At 35.7% G+C, this 22988-nt stretch carries 8 protein-coding genes; 2 read left to right on the forward strand and 6 right to left on the reverse strand.

The genetic code is table 11. The features are described from left to right. Window positions 1-253: 253 nt before the first annotated feature. From PNO30_RS00810 to PNO30_RS00835, 6 genes are all read right to left on the reverse strand, one after another. Window positions 254-7816: a MucBP domain-containing protein gene (locus PNO30_RS00810; RefSeq protein ID WP_271986798.1), complete on the reverse strand. Its 7563-nt coding sequence runs from the start codon at window positions 7814-7816 to the stop codon at window positions 254-256. Window positions 7817-8165: 349 nt separating this feature from the next. Then, window positions 8166-9044: a glycosyltransferase family 52 gene (locus tag PNO30_RS00815; RefSeq protein ID WP_271986800.1), complete on the reverse strand. Its 879-nt coding sequence runs from the start codon at window positions 9042-9044 to the stop codon at window positions 8166-8168. 115 nt (window positions 9045-9159) lie between these two features. Continuing rightward, window positions 9160-10488 (reverse strand): glycosyltransferase, encoded by a 1329-nt coding sequence (locus PNO30_RS00820; protein WP_271986801.1) that lies wholly within the window; start codon window positions 10486-10488, stop codon window positions 9160-9162. A gap of 284 nt (window positions 10489-10772) precedes the next feature. Further along, on the reverse strand, window positions 10773-11747 hold the full coding sequence (locus tag PNO30_RS00825) for a PD-(D/E)XK nuclease family transposase (RefSeq protein ID WP_271986802.1): 975 nt from the start codon (window positions 11745-11747) through the stop codon (window positions 10773-10775). A 254-nt stretch (window positions 11748-12001) separates the two neighbouring features. Beyond that, window positions 12002-19273 (reverse strand): GEVED domain-containing protein, encoded by a 7272-nt coding sequence (locus PNO30_RS00830; protein WP_271986803.1) that lies wholly within the window; start codon window positions 19271-19273, stop codon window positions 12002-12004. A gap of 62 nt (window positions 19274-19335) precedes the next feature. Continuing rightward, window positions 19336-20889, reverse strand: coding sequence for a CshA/CshB family fibrillar adhesin-related protein (locus PNO30_RS00835; protein WP_271986806.1), 1554 nt, complete (start codon window positions 20887-20889; stop codon window positions 19336-19338). Window positions 20890-21645: 756 nt separating this feature from the next. On the opposite strand from PNO30_RS00835, the gene PNO30_RS00840 reads away from it, so the two are divergent. Continuing rightward, entirely contained in the window at window positions 21646-22065 is a 420-nt protein-coding gene (locus PNO30_RS00840; RefSeq protein ID WP_271986807.1) for a sigma-70 family RNA polymerase sigma factor, read from the forward strand. A gap of 223 nt (window positions 22066-22288) precedes the next feature. After that, window positions 22289-22807 (forward strand): sigma-70 family RNA polymerase sigma factor, encoded by a 519-nt coding sequence (locus tag PNO30_RS00845; RefSeq protein WP_271986808.1) that lies wholly within the window; start codon window positions 22289-22291, stop codon window positions 22805-22807. The last annotated feature ends 181 nt before the right edge of the window (window positions 22808-22988 follow it).

A 22988-nucleotide genomic window follows, 5' to 3' on the forward strand; every position in this document is an offset into this window, starting at 1 on the left:
TAAAATACAGTTAAAATAACATTAGCTATCTACATAAATAAACTAAATTTCCAAACTATCAAGTAAAATATAACTATCTTTAGTTACTCTGAAAATAAAATAATACCAATATATTTAATCAAAATATGTTAACTTTATTTCAACTTTTAATTAGAGGATTCTCAACGATCTTACTACATAAAAAAATCGAGGCTGAGATTACTCTCATACCTCGATTCATAATTAATAGTAGTAAAATTATCTTTCTTTAATACTATTTGTTTTTGTTTTGACGTCTTCTTACAGCTAATGCAATTCCTGCGATTAGTGCTCCGAATCCTGCTGCAGCTGAGTTAGTTGTTTCGCTACCTGTGTTAGCTAGACGTTTAAACTGATCTTTAACTACGTCTACCGGTCCTCTTTCTCCTGCTGGGTTAGCTGGAGCATTTGGATCCATTGGTTTTTCTGGATTTTGTCCTGGAGTTCCTGGGTTTGTTCCTGGAGTTCCTGGGTTTTGTCCCGGTGTTCCTGGGTTTACTCCTGGAGTTCCTGGATTTGTTCCTGGGTTCTCTTGGTTTGTTCCTGGAGTTCCTGGGTTTTGTCCTGGGTTCTCTTGGTTTGTTCCCGGAGTTCCTGGGTTTTCACCTGGTGTTGCAGAACCTTTAGGTTTGAACACATGTAGAAGATTTCCTGTTGCCGGATCAACTTTTGTTCCTACCAGTTCGTAGTTAGGTATTTCTCCAGCTGGATTACTTCCTTCTGCCAATGGTTTTAATGGTTTACCATTTACATCTACCCATACTGTTACTTGTTTCTTAGTTACTGGTTTGAAGATGTGCGTTACTTTTCCTGTTTCTGGATCTTTCACTGTTCCTACTAATTCATAGTTAGGTACTTTTCCTGGGTCTTTTGATCCATCTTCTTGCGGACGGATTACTTTTCCTTCTGTATCAACCCACTCAGTTACCTTGTTGACAACTGGTGTAGGAGTAAATACGTGGATTACATCACCAGTTTCTGGGTTTGTAATTGTTCTTACTAGTTTGTAGTTAGGTACACTTCCAGCTTCTTCTGTTCCTGGTGCAGTTGGTTTTAATGGTTTACCATTTACATCTATCCATACCGTAGAAGGTTTGTCAGCTGTTGTTGGTTTGAAGATGTGTGTTACTTTTCCTGTTTCTGGGTTTGTAACTGTTCCTACTAATGTGTAGTTTGGAACTTTACCTGATGGTTGCTCTCCATTTTCTTTTGGTTTTATTACATTACCTTCTACGTCAACCCACTCAGTGATTTCGTGGATAGCTGGCATAACTTTGAACACGTGGATTACATTTCCAGTTTCTGGATCTACAGTTGTACCTACTAGTTTATAACTTGGTACTTTTCCTGCTTCTTCTGTTCCAGGTTTAGCTGGTTTTAATGGTTTACCATTTACATCTACCCATACTGTAGTTTTACCTTCTTTAGTTACAGGTTTGAAGATGTGTGTTACTTTTCCTGTTTCTGGGTTTGTGATAGAACCTACTAGTTCGTAGTTAGGAGTTGATCCTGCTGGGTATGTTCCCGGAGTTACAGGTTTGATTGGGTTTCCTTTTTCATCTACCCACTCAGTTGTTTTGCCTTCTTCGATAGATTTCTTAACTTTTTCAGCTTCTTTCTTAGCTTCTTCTTTAGCTTTTTCTTTTTGCTCTGGTGTTAAGTTTGGATCTTTATCGATGTTTTTGATTTTCTCTTCAAGTTCTTTTTCTACAGATTTTTTAGCTTTAGCTTTGTCTTCTGGTGAAGGTGTAGTTGGGTTATCAGAAGATGGAGTTCCGTTCTCAACTTCTTTCTTACCGTTTTCTTTTGCTTTTTCTACTTCTTCTCTAGAAGGTGCTTTATCAATTGCCTTCTTAACTTCTTCTGCTGTTTTCTTAGCTTGTTCTTTTGCTTTTTCTTTTTGCTCTGGTGTTAGGCTTGGATCTTCATCGATTTTCTTAACTTTGTTTTCTAAAGTTTTGTCAATCTCTTCTTTAGCTTTAGCTTTGTCTTCCGGAGTTAGTTTTTCTGGAGTTGGAACTTCTTTTTCAAGTTCTTTCTTACCAGATTCTTTAGCTTTTTCTACTTCTTCTTTAGAAGGTGCTTTATCGATTGCTTTTTTAGCTTCTTCAGCTTCTTTCTTAGCTTGTTCTTTTGCTTTTTCTTTTTGTTCTGGTGTTAAGTCTTTGTTTTCATCAATTTTCTTAACTTTTTCTTCTAGTGCTTTATCGATTGCTTCTTTAGCTTTTGGTTTCTCTTCTGGAGTTACAGGAGTTTTCTCTACATCTTCTTTACCTTTTGTAGTAACTTTTTCTACATCTTCAGGAGTCTTAGCTTCTTTTAATGTTTTCTTAGCTTCTTCTGCTTTTTTCTTAGCTTCTTCAAGAGCTTTTTCTTTCTCTTCGTTTGTTAACTCAGGGTTTTCTTTGATCTCGCTTTCTTTTTCAGATAAAGCTTTGTCGATTGCTTTGTTAGCTTCTTCTTTAACATCTTTATAAACGTAAGTTACTTCTGTAGTTCCTTCTGTTACTTTACCGTTCTCATCACCTTTAGTTGATGTTGGTACTAATACGTATAGTTTTCCATCTTTTGTAGTGATTGTAGCTGGTTTGTTGTCAGTTGTGTCATATGCTGAGCTTACTGATCCGTCAGTAGTATCTTTAACGTCTTCTGCGATTGTGTTACCCGCTTCATCAGTGTAGTGTACTACTACGTTTCCTTTAACTTCTTTGTACACATATGTTACTTCTGTAGTTTTACCTGCTTCAACACTTCCGTTTTCGTTACCTTTAGTTGATGCTGGTACAAGTTCGTATACTTTTCCTTCTGCAGTTGTGATACGAGTTGGTTTCATGTCGTTATCAGTAGTATCGTATTTAGCTCCTGGTTTACCGTCTTTAGTATCAACAGCATCTGTTTGAAGTGTGTTTCCAGCTTCGTCTACGTAGTGAACTACTACGTTTCCTGCTTTTTCATACACATAAGTGATTTCTGTAGTTCCTTCTACAACAGCACCGTTTTCTGGTTTAGAACCTTCTTTAAGTTCTTTAGCTGTTAAGTAGTAAACTTGTCCATCTTTTTCTAGTTTAGCTGGTTTGTTATCAGTTGTGTCATATTTATCACTTAGTGATCCATTTTCTACATCTTTAGTATCTGCAGCTAATGTGTTTCCTTCTGTATCAACATAGTGAACTACTACATTACCAGTAATTTCTTTGTACACGTAAGTTACTTCTGTAGTTTCTCCAGCTTTAACTTTACCAGTTTCATCACCTTTAGTTGATTGAGGAATTAATTCGTATACTTTTCCTTCTGGAGTAGTGATACGGTTTGGTTTCATGTTATTATCAGCAGTATTGTAGTCTGATTTTGGTTTACCGTCTTTTGTATCAACAGCATCCACTTGGATAGTGTTACCTTTCTCATCAGTGTAGTGAACTACTACTTGTCCTGCTTTTTCGTAAACGTAAGTTACTTCAGTTTTACCTTCTACTACGTCTCCGTTTTCTGGTTTAGAATCGTCTTTAACAGCTTTTTCTGTTAAGTAGTAAACAGTTCCGTCTTTTTCGATTTTCTCTGGTTTGTTGTCAGTTGTGTCGTATTTAGCGTTTAGAGAAGCACCTTTAGTATCTTCTTTATCTTCAGCGATTACGTTACCTTCTGTATCAACGTAGTGAACTACTACATCACCAGTTACTTCTTTATAAACGTATGTTACTTCTTTAGTTTCACCCGCAACAACTTTACCAGTTTCGTCACCTTTAGTTGCTGTTGGTACTAGTTCGTATACTTTTCCTTCTGCAGTTGTGATACGAGTTGGTTTCATTCCGTTATCAGATGTGTTGTAGTCTGATCCTGGTTTTCCATCTACAGTATCTTTAGCACCTGAAGCAACATTTGCACCAGCTGCATCAACACCTACTAATGGAGTTCCATCTTCTGTTTGGTAGTTAACTACTACTTGTCCTGCTTTTTCATAAACGTAAGTTACTGTAGTTGTACCTTCTACTACATCACCAGTAGCTGGTTTAGAATCATCTTTAAGTTCTTTGGCTGTTAAGTAATATTTAACACCGTCTTTAGTGATTTCAGCTTTTTTGTGGTCTGCTGTGTCATATTTAACGTTTAGAGAAGCATCTGTTTCGTCTTTTTCATCTTCAGCAAGTGTGTTACCTTCAGTATCTTCATACTTAACAACAACATTACCTTTAACTTCTTTATAAACGTATGTTACTTCTTTAGTTTGACCTGATTCTACTGTACCTGTTTCAGCACCTTTAGTTGATGCTGGTACTAGTTCGTATACTTTTCCTTCTGCAGTTGTAATACGAGTTGGTTTCATTCCGTTGTCTGCAGTGTTGTATTCAGAACCTGGTTTTCCATTGTCAGTATCTTTAGCACCTGAAGCAATATCTTTACCATCTGCAGTACCTGTTAATGGAGTTCCGTCTTCTGTTTGGTAGTTAACGATTACTGATCCAGCTTTTTCATAAACGTAAGTTACATCAGTTTTACCTTCTACTACTTTACCAGTTTCTGGTTTAGAATCAGCTTTAAGACCAGCTTTTGTAATGTAGTATACAGTTCCGTCTTCTGCAGTGATTTTTTCTGGTTTGTTATCAACAGCAGTGTCATATTTTTCGCTTAGAGATGCACCTTTAAGGTCATCTTTATCAGCTGCAATTGTTTTACCTTCTGTGTCAACATAGTGAACTACTACGTCTCCAGTAACTTCTTTATAAACGTATGTTACTTCTTTAGTTTCTCCAGCTACTACTGTACCTGTTTCGGCACCTTTAGTTGCTGTTGGTACTAATTCGTATACTTTTCCTTCTGCAGTTGTGATACGGTTTGGTTTCATTCCGTTATCAGATGTGTCATATGCTGATCCTGGTCTTCCGTCTACAGTGTCTTTAGCACCTGAAGCTACATTTGCACCAGATGGGTCAACACCTACTATTGGAGTTCCGTCTTCTGTTTGATAGTTAACTACTACTTGTCCTGCTTTTTCGTAAACGTAAGTTACTGTAGTTGTTCCTTCAACAACATCACCTGTTGCTGGTTTAGAATCATCTTTAAGCTCTTTAGCAGTTAGGTAGTATTTAACTCCATCTTTAGTGATTTCAGCTTTTTTGTGGTCTGCTGTATCGTATTTAACGTTTAGAGAAGCATCTGTTTCGTCTTTTTCGTCTTCAGCGATTACGTTACCTTCAGTATCTTCATACTTAACGACTACGTTACCTTTTACTTCTTTATAAACGTATGTTACTTCTACAGTATCTCCAGCTACTACTTTACCAGTTTCATTTCCGATTGTAGAAGCAGGTACTAGTTCGTATACTTTTCCTTCTGCAGTTTTAATACGGTTTGGTTTCATTCCGTTATCTGCAGTGTTATAGTCACTTCCTGCTCTTCCATCTGTTGTATCATTATTAGTTTCAGGAACATTATTTCCTTCTGGATCTGTTCCAGATATTGGGTTACCTTCTTGATCTGTATAATGAACTACTACTGATCCAGCTTTTTCGTAAACGTAAGTTACTGTAGTTGTTCCTTCTACTACGTCTCCAGTAGCTGGTTTAGAACCATCTTTAAGTTCTTTAGCTGTTAAGTAGTATTTAACACCATCTTTAGTGATAGATTCTTTTTTGTGATCAGCTGTATCGTATTTAACATTTAGAGAAGCATCTGTTTCATCTTGTTCATCATCAGCAAGTGAGTTACCTTCAGTATCTTCATACTTAACAACTACATTACCTTTAACTTCTTTATAGACATATGTTACTTCTTTAGTTTCTCCAGCAACAACTTCACCTGTTTCTTCACCTTCAGTTGATTCTGGAACTAATTGGTAAACTTTTCCTTCTGCAGTTTTAATACGTTCTGGTTTCATTCCGTTATCCGCAGTGTTATAAGCTGTTCCTGGTTTACCGTTATCAATATCTTTTGCACCTGATTCTACAGTTTTGCTTTCATCACCAACTACTGTACCTGTAAGTGGAGTTCCATCTTCAGTTTTGTAGTTAACGATTACTGATCCAGCTTTTTCATAGATGTAAGTTACTTTTGTAACACCTTCTACTACTGTTCCTGTTTCAGCTGGAGCGTCTTTTTCTACATCATTTACAGCTGTTTTTGTAGCGTCTGCTTTAAGGTAGTAAACATTTCCTTGTGCATCTGTAAGTTTTTGAGGTTTTTCAGTTTCATTTTTCTCAGTGTTGTACGCTACGTTTTTGGGCGTTCTAACAGTTTTGTCTTCTACAACTACTTCTTGTCCATTAGCATCAACATAGTAATGCTCAGTTACTACTTCAGCTACTGTTTCAGGAGTATCAGTGTAAGGAGCTTTTAATTCTGTTCCGTCTTCTGTTTGGTAGTTAACTACTACAGAACCTTTTTTCTCGATTTCACGAGTTTTTTCTTCCGCATAAGTGTAAGTGATTGTTGTAGTACCACTTGCTAAACGGTATGCACGAAGTGGAGTGATTTCATCGCGGTAAGAATACTCTTCAATCTCTGGAGTAAAAGTGCCAAGATTAAGATTAATATCATGACCAAATTTACTTGTACTATTTTCATAAACTTCATTAAAATTAGCTGTTACATCTGTTGTAGGTCTACCTTTATCATCAACTTGGTCTCCAGTATCAGCCTTTATCGCATTTTTCTCCCCACCTTTTGCAGCTATTCCGACAGAGATATATCGTTTGAAATTAAGGGTGTTATCTTCCAACCCTTTTTCTTGAAGATAAGCAAGATAGTTTTTTACAAAAGTTCTGTTTGCTTCTCCTGTTGCAGTATCTGGAGCTGCTTTAAATTTTTGAACCATTGCATATGTTCTATCTATACTAGCACCACCACCTTCTTCATCATCTGCAATATTATCCTTAGGTGATAATGGTACCACCCCTGTAATTTCAGGACTTGCATTGTTCACAGTTACATACGTGTTTTTCTCAAGAACGAAAACATAGTCTCCTTCTTTGATTCCACCGTCTGCTGTTACGTTAGCTGAAGTGAAGTCTTTTGCTGTAGCTTCTCCAGCTTTGAAAGCTTCTACCATCTTAGCATCAGAAGTGATCGCCCCTGAATCTGCTTGTACATACTTACCATATGTTCCCTTTCCTGTTTGTTCAACAATCCAAGCTTTTCCACCAGGTTTTACAGTATCATAAGTGATTTTACCTTCTGCATTACTTAATCCTTCTGGAGTAAGTTTTGCAGTTACATCACCTAGAGTCGTGTCAGAGTAAACTCCTCCACCGTCTCCAGTAGTTTCGACTTTAGGTTCTCCGATTAGGTGGTAAGTTTTTCCATCTTTTTCAATTGTTTCTTTCTTACCATTTTCTTTAGCATCATTTAGGTCGCTATCTTCTGCTTCGCCACCTGTAGTTCCTTTGAAAACTTCTCCTGATTTACCGTATACATCGTATGTTGTTTCGATAGTTTTATTAGCACCAGAGTTTTGGTTTTTGTTTTCTTCTAATACAGTATTTCCTTCAGCAGTTACGTATTTGTAATCTACTTTTCCAGTTTTCGTAATTTCTTTTGTTCCTGTATCAGTTGCATCAGTTGAAAAGTCCTTACCATTATTCGGATCCTTAATATTCGCTGTATCTACCTTGACAGAACCCTTATCATTTGAGATCGTCGTTGTATTATCGCTGTTTTCTGTCATCGTCGCTTCTGCTGAGTTAGCACCAGCTGATAATGCGATCGCAGTACCAACGATTACACCGATTGCTCCGATTTTAACCGAATCAGAACGACCGTTTTTAAACTTACGTATCGAGAATTTATCATTCTTATTTATTAACATAAATCTACCTTCCTTTTTTTAATTTTGTTTAATTTCTAAACTAAACTTAGATAACTATTTTAGCTTATAAAATACCTAAGTTTATTTTATCACTTCCAACGTTTTCATACAATTATTATGCTATTTTAGAGCAACTAACAATATAAGATATTATTTACATTTTTATTTTTATTATTTACATAAACAAATTTTAACTTATCAGCATATAACTTTTCATGAATTTTTAGCAGTCTATAGTAAAAATCCATCCTTTCGGATGGATTCAAAAATTTTAATTATTATTTTACAATTTTTTTAATATATTTGGGATATTCAATAGATCTCGCTAAATAAACTTGTGTAGACAAATTTACCAACCTAGAGTCACATGAACAAACTCACAACCTTGTCGTCTCAATTCATTTTGTCTATCATTATAATAAGGTACTGCGATTCCTTTTACACTTACGTTCTGAGTTTTTTTTAAGTGTAGACTTACAGATGATGTGAAATGATATACTTCGACAAATTCATACTCTTTGAATAACTCTACTAGTGCGTCTTCAAATATTAAAGGAGTAATTAGATATTTTACATTGTTGATTTTGAATTTCTCTTTTGGATGTGGAACGTAGTAATCGACATTTAGCGCTTCTGCATAAGTCGTAATGAAATTCACCGAAATGCTCTCGTCTTCTTCTGAGAAGTTTTGCCCAAGAAGAACTTTAGCTGTTCTGCCATTTTTTACAGGTTCTATATCTAACTTAAAGAAATCTTCTAGGTACTCCAATTTCTCTTTTGCGACAACATGAAAATCACTATCATATAACGTATAATGTTTTTCTGTATTGTTAATTAAATCATCACGAGTTAATCCATATTTTCCAACTTGTCTGTAGTTTAGCGGTAGTGCGTACATTCCCTTTGGATAAATATCCGCATAACCATCATCAAAACTCATTAGGTGCTTATGTTTTGAACGAGCAACTATATCTAGAATTAACGGATTATCAAAACTAGCATAGAATATTTTATCGAATTCTTTCGTACATTCATTAAGAGCTTGTTCATAAGTTGCTTCGTCAAAAACATGAAATACTAAATCAAAATCACGAGAATAATGTTCCTGTCTTTCATTCATCACAGGAGTAAGATATACTTTTAAGAATTTTTCTTCTGAATACAGGTTTTGAATATAGTTTGCTATCTTAGCCTGCAGTGGGGTCGTTGCGATTATTAGATTTTCCATATTTTTCTCCTTTCATTTTTTATCTAAATTTAAAGGGAATGACTCAAAAATCATGATTCAAAGAAACATTTTTATCGAGTCAGTCCCTTATTTCTTATTATTTTACTGAGTCAGCTTATCTTTTATTCATTAAATCTACGTAATACTTGCTTACATTTTCTAGTGAATATTTTTTCGCAAGAATTATATTACCTTCATTAGATTTTTGGAAATCAGGTTGTTCCATTTGCATTATTTTTTCTACTAGCCCGATTTGACTTCTGAATAATGTTATCGAGTCCGACTGACTAGCGTAATATCTATGCGCAAAATCAACATCAGATAATAGTCCTAAAAGGCCTTGACTTGCCGCTTCTACAAAGGCATTCGCAAAAAGTTCTGTGAAACTCGCAGAAATATAACACTGATGTTTTTGATAAGGTACTTCTTCCACAATTCCTACAAATTTGATATTAGGAGTAAGTTCATACTTCTCTTTCAACTCAGTAAGGCGTTCTTCAGTTCCACCGTAAAATGTGATTCTTACTTTAGAATCAAGGTTATATAGCTGAATAAAAGCTCTAATCACAAGTTCTACATTTTTCAACTCTTGCATATTTCCTACAAGACAGTAATCAGTTATTGGACCAATATTTTTCACTTCGGCAAAATTCTCCGTAATCATCGGCGGTAAAAATCTCACATCATAATCAAGTTTAGCAAGCTCTTCAGTAAGTCTTTCACTAGCAACTAAGTAACTAGTTTTCCCTCGAAGATTCGCAACTTGCAAGTTACGAAGAACATTTTCATGAATAACTTCGTAATAATTTTTCCCAGTATTTTCCATAAAACGACAAAGGTTCGGTGCCGGGACGATATGTTGATCACGAATAAGAAGATCATCCTGCTTAGCATTAACCGCAAGATATTTTACCAGCAAGTCCTCTTCTGCCAGGATTTCATCGTCTTTAAGGAAGATATAACCTGGATAGAATAGACGCACTGGAACCGGCTGTTTGAACGGATCCATATATTTCATTTTTAAGGCTACACTACCATCACTATTGTACAGAAGCACTTCACCAGCTTTGTAATCTTCAAAAAGAAACGGAGCTTCAGTAAAATAAAACTTTCCTGAACCGTCACTTAGAGTAACTGAGCTTACAAAACCATCTTCCGTCAGAACAAGTTCATCATCCTCTTCTAACTCAAGTGCATCAGGATGAATCGAAGGATCTTTATGCGCAATGTCAGAATAACTAAACGGCACACAAACGATCTCCTCATCTAGAAAACCTAGTTTTTTTATATCTTCTTTCCAGTTATCTCTAATTTGTGGTGCAGTTGCTAGATGCAGGTAGTCTACATTTAGATTTCTCGCCACCTTCGCTCTATATAATTGAGTGGTTTCAAAACCGTATCTATTCGTTTCTCTAACCGGGTGCATAGTTATTATTCTTGGCATAATTCTTCCTTTCTCTATCTAAAATTTATTCGATCTAATTATTTATCCGATCTAATATTTATCCGTGGATTCATCATCTTTCTATATACTATTTTAATCAATTAATTTTATCATAAATAGGGTTAGTCCGCAACAGAAGGGCGTAGAATGCGAAGAGGAGATTTCTCAGCGTTTCTAACTATAAAAACGAGCTAGAAAGACATAATAATGCATCTCCAGCTCTGAATATATTACTTTTCAATTTTTACGTAAACTATAATCACTAGTTATTATCAGTGTAATTTCTATAAATATTTCTCAAATTCTTGTTCACTTAGATTTAATTTACTAGAAGCTATTTCTTTCGTTAGGAATCCACTTTTTACTAAATCTACAATCATACTTAATCTTCCTTGCTCGATTCCTTCTTCTCGTCCTTGCTGAAGTCCTTGTTGAAGTCCTTGTTGAAGTCCTTGCTGAAGCCCTTCTTCTCTTCCTTGTTGGAGTCCTTCCGCTATTGCCTGTTCTTTTTCTTCTTTAACATAAGCTAGGTGAGCATAATATCCATCAAAGTCTCTTCTTCTCTCATCAAACATACTCTTCTCCTCCTTAGTCCATTCTCTTGGATTTATTATACTATCCGCTTGTTCCATTATTTTTTCTGGTTCATGTGTAAATGGCTTATTTCCGAAAAATTCTATCCAACGTACTTTTTTATAATTTTCTGTTGTATTTTCTCTATATTTTTCTATCTCTAAAAATACCATTCTTATTAAATTTCTTTTTTCTTCTATTCCTTTAAATTTAACTTTTAATTCTTCATTATTATCATCGTCTCTCATACTAAATGTGTGAATCGCTCGATCATCGTCAAAATATGGTTTCTCTGTTATTGCTATCGCATAAACTGGTATTAGTTTTTGAGATAAATGATACGTATCTACTCCCTCTTTCTTATACTCATCTAAGTTTTGCGATACCTGTTCACAGATATATAACCACAATCTTTTTATGAAATCCACCTGCATAGCAACTTGGATTTCTATAATAACCTGCGTTCCATCATCTAATTCTGCCAGTACATCTACGTGCGTTACATATGGGAGCACCTCTTTATACGGCTTAGCATGTATTTGAGTTCCATCTAAAATTTTTACAGAAGTTACTGGTAAATCCAATAAATCTCTAACGAATTGAGCCGTCACCTCAGTATTACTAAATACTTTTTTCGCTACTAAATCCATCATTGGACGTGTATCTTTATTACGTAATTGTTCCATTGTCTTTTCCCCCTATTATATACATATGAAACTGATTTAAAATTCTAATTTTTTCCTTCCCTATTACCTTTATTATACTCTATAAGTTACCTTTTTTCTAACGATAACTTTATCTAATATCATCATTTTCGGAGATAAGATACTTTTTTCTCCCTGTCTCAAATTTTACAAAGAACCCACATTTATAATAAACCAAAAAATCACCCTCGAAATGTATCGAGGGTGATTCTTTATTTTAGACTGATGATTAGATCTTAGTCTTCTTTTTTACGTTTTCTGATTGCTGCTGCAATTCCTGCAAGTAATACACCGAATCCTGCTGCCGCTGTGTTAGATGTTTCGCTACCTGTGTTAGCTAGACGTTTAACTTGTGCTTTAGGAGTAGCTGCAGTTACTTTTCTAAAGATGTGACGTACATTTCCATTTTCGTCTACTACAGTTCTTACGAACTCGTATCCTGAAACTGCTCCTGCTTCTACTGAACCTTTTTCAGATGGTTTAATTGGGTTTCCATTTTCATCTGTCCATGTTGTAGTAGCTGTTACTTTTTCGTAGATGTATTCTACATCTCCATTTGGAAGTTTCTTAGTTTCTACTAAGCGGTATCCTGGGATATTTCTGCTTCCTTTTAGTCCTTTTTCTTTTGCAGGTACGTTTGGAATTGGGTTTCCATCTTTATCTCTGTGGATAGTTTGTTTCGCTCTGTAAACGTGTCTAACTGTTCCATCTGGATCTGTTACCGTTTCAACATATTCATATTCTGGAATATCTAATACTGGTGATAACATATCGAATTCGAATCCTGGGATTACGTTTCCTTCTGTATCTCTGATTAGTCCTTTTGGTTTTTCAACTGATGGAGTTGGTGTTGGAGTTGTTACTTTTTCGTATACGTGTTCGATATCTCCGTTTGGAAGAGTTTTAGTTTCTACGAATCTGTATCCTGGAATATCTTTCTTAGGTTGTTCACCTACTTCTGTTGTTGTTCCTGGGATCACGTTTCCGTCTTTATCTTTGAACACTGTGTTTACTTTTTCGTATACGTGTTCTGTATCTCCATTTGGAAGAGTCTTAGTTTCTACGAATCTGTATCCTGGGATATCTTTCTTAGGTGTTGTTCCGTCCTCAGTTGGAGTTCCTGGGATTACATTTCCTTCTTTATCTTTGAATACTGTTGTTACTTTTTCGTATACGTGTTCAATATCTCCGTTTGGAAGAGTCTTAGTTCCTACGAATTTGTATCCTGGAATATCTTTCTTAGGTGTTGTACCTTCTTCAGTTTCTGTTCCTGGGATTACATTTCCATCTTTATCTTTGAAGAATGTTTGAACTGGAGCGTAAGTGTGAACTGTATCTCCTTTTGAAGTAGTTGTTGTACTTACTAGTTTGTAACCTGGAATGTTCTTAGGATCTTTTGTTCCTTCTTCAATTTCAGTTCCTGGAATTGGGTGACCAGCTTTATCTACGTATCTTGTAGTTACTTTTTCGTATACATATTCTGTATCTCCATTTGGAAGTTTCTTAGTTTCTACTACTTTGTATCCTGGAATGTTCTTAGGATCTTTTGTTCCTTCTTCTGTTGTTGTTCCTGGGATTGGGTTACCGTTTCTATCTACGTGTTTAGTTGTTACTGGTTCGTAGATGTGTTTAGTGTTACCTTTTTCATCAGTTTCAGTCTTAACAAGTTTGTATCCCGAGATTTTTTCTGATGGGTTTTTACCATCTTTAGATGGGATAATTTCAGTTTCTTTACCATCTTTTCCTACTACTACAAATTTAGTGTCAGGACGAACTGTTGGTGTGTAAGAAGCTTTGATTGTTTTACCATTCTTATCTTTACGTACAACTTCTACTGGAGTAGCTGTTCCTACGAAGTTTGGTTCTGGAGTGAACGTTACTTTACCGTCTTTATCGATTGTGTAAGTTCCTTCTCCTGGTACTTTCTTCTCAGTTGTTCCATCATCAAATGTTGGCGGTACTGTAGTGTCTACATCACCTTTGAATACTGGAGTATTAGATTGAGGTTGTCCTTTAGCACCTTCAGATACTACGTTTTCTGTAGTTGTTTTACCTAATACTGTTGGTGTGTATTTAGCTGTTACTGGTGTTCCGTTTTCGTCAACACGTTTAACTGTTACACCTTTAGCTTTTCCTACGAAGTCTTTTTCTGGAGTGAATGTTACAGTTCCATCTGGAGCTACTGTGTAAGTACCTTCATTTGGTACTACTTTTGTAGTTGAACCATCTTCGAATGTTGGCGCTACTTTTTCATCGATTGGTACTGTTATAGTTTTACCGTTTACTTTAGTAGTTCCTGGTGTGAATACTGGAGTCTCAGATTGAGGTTGTCCTTTTTCACCGATTGATGTTACGTCTTTACCTGCTGGCGTTACTGGTAACACTACTGGAGTGTAAGTAGCTGTTACTGGTGTTCCATTTTTGTCAACACGTTTAACTGTTACACCTTTAGCTTGACCTGTGAAGTCTTTTTCTGGAGTGAATGTTACAGTTCCATCTGGAGCTACTGTGTAAGTTCCTTCTCCTGGTACTTCTTTTGTAGTTGAACCATCTTCGAATGTAGCTGGTTTAGTATCATCAAGATCTACAGTTTTTTCTACACCGTTAACTGTTGTTTTACCTTTTGTAAATACTGGAGTTCCAGTTTGTTTAGCACCTTGTACATCCGTTGTAGTTACACCTTCTGCAGTTGGTGTTACTGGTTTAACTGTTGGTGTGTATTTAGCTGTTACTTCTGTTCCATTTTTGTCAACACGTTTAACTGTTACACCACTAGCTTTACCAGTGAATTGTGGTTCTGGAGTAAATGTTACTACACCATTTTCATCGATAGTGTAAGTTCCTTCTCCTGGTACTTCTTTCGTAGTTGAACCATCATCGAATGTTGGTTTAACAGTTTCGTCGATTTTAACAGTTACTTCTTTACCATTAACTGTTGTTTTACCATCAGTAAATACTGGAGTTCCAGTTTGTTTAGCACCTTGTACATCTTCAGATACTACGTCATCTGATGTTGGTGTTACTGGTTTAACCGTTGGTGTATATTTAGCTGTAGCTGGAGTTCCGTTTGTATCTTTACGTTGAACTTCAACACCTTGTGCTTTACCTGTGAAGTTTGGTTCTGGTTTGAATGTTACTTCACCAGTTTCTGGGTTGATTGTGTAAGTTCCTTCTCCTGGTACTTCTACTGAAGTTTCATCAGTTGGTTCGCCAGTTTCTGGATCGATTAATTTAGCTGGTACTGTTGGATCGATTGGAGCTTTTTCGTGTCCTTCAGTGAATGTTGGAGTTCCACTTTGCTCTTGACCTTGTGCACCTTCAGAAGTTACCCCTTTTGCAGTTGGTTTAACAGGCGTGATATTCGGAGTATAAGTTGTTGTTACAGCTGTTCCGTTTTTATCTTTCGCTTGAACTGTTACTGGTTGAACTGGACCTGCGTAAGTTTTATCTGTTGGAGTGAATACTGCAACTGGATCTTTACCGTCTTCTATTTTAAGAGTGTATTTACCAATTACATTTCCTTTTGGATCTTTAGCTGGTACTTCTGGTGCTGATTGTCCATCTTCACCTAATAATGTGTAAGTATCTGGATCGATATCTACAGATTTTTCTGTTTTAGCTCCTGTTACAGGATCTTTAACAACTGCTGAACCACCTGTGAATTTAACCGGTTGTTCTTGTGCTTGACCTTGAATGTCACTAGAGATAGATGGTTCTGCTTTTGGAGAAGTTCCAACCACTGTTGGTGTAAATGTACCAGTTGCTGGTGTTCCATTTGTATCAACACGTTTTACAGTTACACCTTTAGCTTTTCCTACGAAATCTGGTTTTGGTTTAAAGTGAACCGTTCCATCTGGATCTACTCTGTATGTTCCTTCATCTGTTACAACTTCAGTAACTTCTTGACCTGTAGTTGGATCAATTAGTTTGGCAGGTACATTTTCATCGATAGGTACTTCTTTTTCTTCATTACCAATCATCGCTTTACCACCATGGAATTTCGGTGTTCCACTTTGTTCTGCACCTTGAATATCCGCTGTTGTTACATCGTCTCCTTCTGGATCAGCAGGAACTACTACCGCTGTATAGTCAGCTGTTACCGGTGTTCCGTTTGTATCTTTACTTTGAACTTTGATTGGTGTTCCTTTACCTGTGAATTGTTTATCTGGAGTGAATGTTACTTCTCCAGTTTCTGGGTTAACTGTGTATGTTCCTTCTCCATCAATTGTTACTGAGTCTACTGGTTGACCAGTTTTTGGATCGATTAATTTAGCTGGTTCTTTAGTATCGATAGGAACTTCTACTTCTTTTCCATCAATGATTGTTTTACCAGGTTTGAATTCAGGAGTACCTTTTTGTTCTGCTCCTTGGATATCTTTTGTGAATGTATCTACACCTTTTGGTGTTACTGGTTTAACAGTTGGTGTGTAAGTTGCTGTTGTTGGAGTTCCATTCGCATCTTTAGCTTGAACTGTTGCTGGTACTGGAGTACCCGTAAAGTCTTTATTTGGTGTGAATGTTACTTTACCTGTTGTTGGATCGATTGTGTATGTACCAACTTCTTTTCCGTTAGCGTCTTTTGCTGGAATTGTTGTTTCATCAGTTGGTTGTCCAGTAGCTGGATCGATTAATTTAGCTGGTTGTTCAGCATCGATCTTCATAGGAACTTTTTTATCTCCAGGCGTGAATGTTGGAGTTCCTTCTTGAGGTTGTCCTTGTGCGCCTTCAGTAGATTTTGGAGTTCCCGTTGGTTCTACTGGAGTGATGTTTGGAGTGTAAGTTGTTGTTACTGGTGTTCCATTTGTATCTTTAGCTTGGATAGTAACTGGTTGTACTTCACCTGCATATGTTTTATCAGTTGGTGTAAATACCGCAGTTGCTTTACCGTCTACAACTTTAAGTGTGTATGTACCGATAACATCTCCTGCTGGGTTTTTAGCCGGTACTGATTCTGCTGGTTGTCCATTTTCACCTAATAATGTAAATGAATTAGGGTCAAGTGGTACTTCTTTTTCAACACCATTAACAGTTGCTTTACCAGGTTTGAATGTTACTTCTTTAGATTGTTCAACACCTTGTACATCAGTTGTTTCAGCTGGTTCTGCAGTTGGTGTTACACCTACGATTGTTGGAGTATAAGTTGTTTTAACTTTAGTTCCATTTTCGTCTTCTGCTTGAACGTTAGCTGGTTGTACTTTACCTTTGTATTCTTTGTTGGTTGGTGTGAATGTTACTTTGTTAGTAGCTGGGTCAATTGTGTATTCCCCTACTTTGTTTCCTTCTGGATCTAAGGCGTCTACTGGAGTACCAGGCGCTACTGGGTTACCTGAAGCATCAAGTAGAACCGCTGAGTTAGCTTTGATTGGTACTGATTTTTTAACACCTTCTACTGTTGTTTCACCAGGTGCAAATGATACAGTTCCATCTTGTGGTTGTCCTTGGATACCTGAAGATTCTGCTGGTGTTGCTGTTGGTGTTACACCTACGATGTGTGGAGTATAAGTAGTGTTTACTTTAGTTCCGTTTTTATCTTCTGCTTGTACTTTAGCTGGTGTTACTTTACCAGTGTAAGTTTTGTCAGTTGGTGTGAATGTTACTTCACCTGTTGCTGGGTTTACTGTGTATTCCCCTACTTTATTACCTTTTTCATCTAATGCATCTACTGGTCCAGTTGCTTCTGTTCCATCTGGATTTAATAGTTTTACAGAGTTTTCTTTAATTGGTACTTCTGCATTTCCTGCTGTAAATGTAGGAGTTCCTTTTTGAGTCTCACCTTGTACTCCTGCTGAGTCTGCTGGTTTAGCTGTTGGTTCTACAGCAGTTACTGTTGGAGTGTATTTTGTAGTAGCTGTCGCTGTTACTGGTTGACCATCTTTATCTTGACCTACTGGTGCTGTTAATGTTACGTCAACACCTGAAGCTGTTCCTGTGAATGTTGGAAGTGGTTGGAATGTTACTTCACCTGTTGTTGGGTTGATTGTGTAAGTTCCTTCTCCATCTACAGTTACAGAGTCAACTTTAGCTCCGGTTTTCGGATCTACTAATTTAGCTGGGTACTGTGCATTTGGTGTTACTGGTGTAGCTGAATCACCTTCTGTTTTGAATGTTGGAGTTTTCTTCTGTTCTTTACCTTGAACATCTGTTGATGTTTCTGGATCTGTAGTGATTTCTTTTGGAGTTACCGTTGGAATATATACAGCATCCATAGTTTTCGTAGTAGTTGTATGTGTACCGTCATTGATGTTTTCAAGTTGGTTTTGAGCTGTTAATGCAGTCCATCCAGTAGATTCACCATTTGAATCTACAGCACGTAATACGATACCATCAGCTTTACCTACGAAGTTAGCTTCTGGAGTAAATGTAACCTTATCATCTGTTACTGTATATGTACCTTGACCTGCTTTAGTGTAAGTTTTTGTTAATGTTCCATCTGGATTAACAATCATAACACCTTCAGATTGAACTTTCTTAGTAGTTTCTGCGCTAATTACGTTACTTCGCTCAGTATACTGGATTTTACCGTATGAGTTGAATGTAGTTTTTCCGTTGTTAGAACCTAGGTCAGATGCATCGTCACCTAATGGACGTGTTCTGAATTCGATACCTACTGATTGAGTTTCACCTTGTTTACCCGTAGTTTCTTCTTTATCTCCACGTGGTGGGTGAATTACTTGGATTTGATTATCTTCTACTTCCCCAGAGTATGCAATTCCATTTGGTCTTTCTACTTGAGCTTCATCTTTTGCGATACGAACACGGAAGTTTACAACATCTTTACTAGTATCAACTACTTGAGTATTTGTAAATGTTAATTCTACTGTTTGATCATTTCCTGTTACTGTAGCAATATTAGATTCTTCACCTTTATCAAATTTACCGTTTCCGTTGAAATCAATAAATCCACGCACATAAGCTGGTGCAACGGTATCTGTGTATTTTTCATTACCATTAGCTGAAGCTCGAACTTTAACTTTATAAGTGTTCTCCGGACCTCTAACTAATTGTACTTCTGGACGACCCGTATCTTTATTAATATGTACATCTTCTGGAGCAATAAGTTGATCTACACCTTCATCGGCATTGTCTTTCTCGTCATCTGAATCAACTCCGATTACACGAGTACCTGGAGCTGAGTCGATATCAGCTTTTACTTTACCTAAGTATGGTTGTTGAATTTGTTTAATTGCTTTTGTATCATAATCAATAGATTGTGTTCTTAAGTAGTGTTCAGCCATTCCATAAGATTCTGGAAGATCACCAAAGTCTGAGAACTTAATACCAATCATAGAAGACTGTTGTCCAGAAGACATGATATAAAATCCTACTTCACTTACATTTGCCGTAGATAACACTGGAGTTCCAGATCCGTTTTGATTTATGTAACCTCCAAACACTTGTGAACCTAGACCTGCAGTAGCTGCATCAGGAGTCGCAAATTTTTTACCACTTAGAGCATTATAGAATTTTTCATCTTGCCATTTAAGGACAGCAGTTTTACCACCATTCATATCTTTAAATTGATCAAGAGGCTTATAGGCATTTTTATTAGAACCATATCCAACAATTGCAGCTAAGTCCCATGGAGTACCATCTGTCGTATAAATCTCAGACTCAAGAGGCCAATATCTTCCCCAGAAGTCATAACGATACCAGGTTTTACAGGTTTACCGTTATAAGTCGCTGTTACATCAAATTTAACCCCAGCTGCTTGACCATTTTTAGGCTGTCCTGCAGGATTTGTTCCTGCGATTGTTGTTTTAGCTCCACCAGTTGTTATACCAGAATTAGCAACGTGTGTCCATCTATTTTGAGGATTAGCTCCAAGTCCTGTTGCACCATTATCTGGGTTAAATTTATTTTCTTTATCTGGTTGATAAGAACTTTCTAAATCAGTTCCCGCAACACGGTTTTTAAATATTTCAGTTGATTCAAACGGTTTCAGTTCTTTAACTTTCATAGTAACGATATAACCAGGAATCAATTCTTTTGTATATGTAGAACCAATTTGAAGCTGATTATTTGCGTTTAATCCTGTCCATGCACTCGTATCTCCAAAGTCTAACCATTGGATTTGGTCATTTAAGTCTTTAATTTCTTTTAAATTATTTTCTTTAGTTCTAACTTTTATATCTGATAATGAAGAATAACCATGATCTTCTAACCATTTATTACCTGTTTCAGTACTTGCATCTTTAAGAGTTGTTGTAGTTGCTTCCGCTAATACTACGTCGAATTTACCGTTACGTTTAGCTCCAGCGTTCTCTAACTCTGTGTAAACAGCTTTAATAGAGTTGCTTAATTCTGCTAAACTTTTAGCGATTTGTTCTGTAGTCGCTTTGTCATTTCCTAATAATTCTTTAGCTACTTTTAATGCTTCTTCATTTTTCACTACTGCAGCTTGTACTGCTGGTTTTGCTTCTACTTTTAAGTCTTTTTTGCTTAATTCAGTTTTAGCAAGTGTGTTAGTTACTTCTGCTTCTGAAGCTACTTGTGTTAATTCTTTTTTAGCTGCTGCTACTTCTTTTTCTTCTTTTGTAGCTTTTGCTTCTTTAGCTTTTTGTTCAGCTTCTTTTTTCTCTTCTAATTTTTTGTCGAAAGCTTGAGCTTTAGCTTCTGTTACTACTTGGCTTAAAGCTTGCACTGCTTGTGCTTGTGCGTCTACTTCTGTTTGTGTAGCTTCTTCGTTTGCTAATACAGCTTTAGCTGCTGCTAATGCCTCTTTTGCTGCTTCTACAGCTGCTTTGTCAGCGTCTTGAGCTGATTTTAATTTTTCTTCTAATGTTGCGATGCTTGCTTTTAAGATTTCTTTCTTAACTTCCGCTTTTGGAGTTTCTGCCCCTACTTTTTCTGCTACTGCTGCTGCAACATTTTCTTTTGTAGTTTCTACAACAGGTTTTGCTTCTGCTTTTGGTGTAGCTTCTGCTTTTTCACCTGCGTTTGTTGTATTATCTACAGTTATATTGTTTGATACTTCTTCAGCAGCTTGTACTGCTCCGGCACCAAAAAAGATACTCGCACCGATTACTACTGATGCTGTACCAACTTTAAACTTCTTGATAGAATAAGACTCTACTTTTGTACCTTGTTTGGTATCTTTTAGATATTGATTATTTTTTCCTACCATTATTTTCCTCCTTTAATTCTTTTAAATATTAATACCTTGAATAGCCGATTATTGAATAACTTATCTTAAGTCCCCATAGGAATAGGATTCTACTTATATATCTTCTCGGTTGTGTTGTTATTAAAACAAATAACTCTCCCAACTTTAAATTTGTTCTTTGATTGATATATTCAATTTTCTGCTATTGTGTACCTTTTTGATAATATTAGTAAACTAATGATGAGATTCACACATCGGAACTCATAAATAATTTTACCTAATTTTAATTCTTTTGTCCATAAAAAACCCTTATAAATTCTCAAAATATTTTAAAATATTTCACAATGATAATCATTAATTTATTTTAATATCATTTTCTCTATCACTCATTCTCGAAAAAACTGTTTTAATAAGACTTAATCTTCTATTTATATTATTTACAAAAGTTACAGACTTTTGCAAAAATTATTTTCAAAATAAACAAATTAATTCTTTTTATAAAAGAATCTAACCTGTATTCTTCGTCTACTTTTGTAGGTGTTTATCAACTTTTTAAACTAGAGAATGTTTTCGAAATATCTCACTATATTATAACTATAATCAATCTTTGTTAATCTTATTAATTAATCATATATTTTATTTTAGGGATTTTAAAAATCTTTAATAAAATTTAATAAAATCCTTCTTGGTATTTACTATTTTTATATAAATCTGTTATAATCATTATCCCCGCCAACCCCCTTACATTAAATTATTTAATTTAAAGGAGTTAAAGTTATGAAAAGATACAAAATAGATAATAATCATGTAGTAGACGTACCAGATGAGGTATTTTCAGCAATTAGATATTATAGTTATAAAGAAAGATATCTAAAAATGAAAGATGCCAAGCACAACATCATACATTTCTATGAATTCGATACTGAAGATAGCGACGGGGAAAATCTCGTAAGAGACCCTTCTCCATTGCCTGATGTATTAATTATTACTAATGAAACTTATAATGAATTGTATAATGCACTAGCTACATTATCGATAGAAGATCAACTTCTATTGTACAATTTATTCGTAAAAGGGGAATCTTTAAGGAGTATTGCACTTAGGGAAAACAGCAATGCTATGGCAATCAGCCGCCATCGTGACAAGTTGTTCAAGAAGTTGGCTATAATTCTTATTCAGTATAAGATTAAGAGATAGTACTCTGTGAACTTTGTGTGAACTTTTACACAAAACTTGTTACAAAGTTCAAAAAAATTCACTATTAATAGTGAAGGGGATTTTTCGTAAGGGGGTATATTTATTTATATTTTATAACACCGAAAATCCAACCCATCTCTTCTATCATTTCATAATTTACTTTCTATTACCGTCTTTATAGAGATATTTATGTAGGGAGTGGCTATTAAGGAGGGGAGTAATTATGAGACAGTACTATTTAACTGATAGGGAGACTGAATCATTTTATGAATTATTAGAAATTAAAAAAGACTTAATAACTATGGCTCTTTACAAAGTAAAGATACCGAGAAAACTTCACCATGAATTTTACAGTTATGGTTTGGAAGGTTTATTAGTCAGTTTTTTGATTCTCAATGAAGGGAAAATTGAGGAAAAAGATTTTGATCGTTTTGCCTTCGTTACTATTAAAAGAAAATTAATCGATGAGATTCGCTATAGAAACAAAGAGAAAAGCATACCTCTAGATATTTTCGATAATAACAAATTGGATGCGACAGATGACAGCTACTCATATGTATACATTCAGCTGTTCGAGTATTTGAAGAACACCTTAGATGAACAAGAACTTAAGTTTTTCTGCGAGTTTATAAAATCTCTAAATATGAAAAAGACCGCAGAAGCTATGAACATTTCGTTACGAACTGCGTATAGAATCCACAAACAAATTAAGGGAGTTTGTGAAAATTTTTTATTGAGTTAATATTATAAATATCCGCCACTCTCTATGTGAATATCAATGTCTTTTTATAAAATTTACAGCAAACACAAAGACACCCTCGAAAAATATTGATCTGACCCCAAAAAGTTAGACTTAGGATAGCGTAGTAGTTATAATGACTGCTACGCTATCTTTTTTATATTTATACAGTCATATGTTCTAT

This window comes from Gemella haemolysans, from assembly GCF_028308085.1.
Lineage (GTDB): Bacteria > Bacillota > Bacilli > Staphylococcales > Gemellaceae > Gemella > Gemella haemolysans_D.

Excerpts from the sequence above, each read along its gene's own strand:
- PNO30_RS00820 (WP_271986801.1), bottom strand. The coding sequence starts at position 10,488 with ATGCCAAGAATAATAACTATGCACCCGGTTAGAGAAACGAATAGATAC.
- PNO30_RS00840 (WP_271986807.1), top strand. The coding sequence starts at position 21,646 with ATGAAAAGATACAAAATAGATAATAATCATGTAGTAGACGTACCAGAT.
- PNO30_RS00815 (WP_271986800.1), bottom strand. The coding sequence starts at position 9,044 with ATGGAAAATCTAATAATCGCAACGACCCCACTGCAGGCTAAGATAGCA.
- PNO30_RS00845 (WP_271986808.1), top strand. The coding sequence starts at position 22,289 with ATGAGACAGTACTATTTAACTGATAGGGAGACTGAATCATTTTATGAA.
- PNO30_RS00830 (WP_271986803.1), bottom strand. The coding sequence starts at position 19,273 with ATGAATGGTGGTAAAACTGCTGTCCTTAAATGGCAAGATGAAAAATTC.
- PNO30_RS00835 (WP_271986806.1), bottom strand. The coding sequence starts at position 20,889 with ATGGTAGGAAAAAATAATCAATATCTAAAAGATACCAAACAAGGTACA.
- PNO30_RS00825 (WP_271986802.1), bottom strand. The coding sequence starts at position 11,747 with ATGGAACAATTACGTAATAAAGATACACGTCCAATGATGGATTTAGTA.
- PNO30_RS00810 (WP_271986798.1), bottom strand. The coding sequence starts at position 7,816 with ATGTTAATAAATAAGAATGATAAATTCTCGATACGTAAGTTTAAAAAC.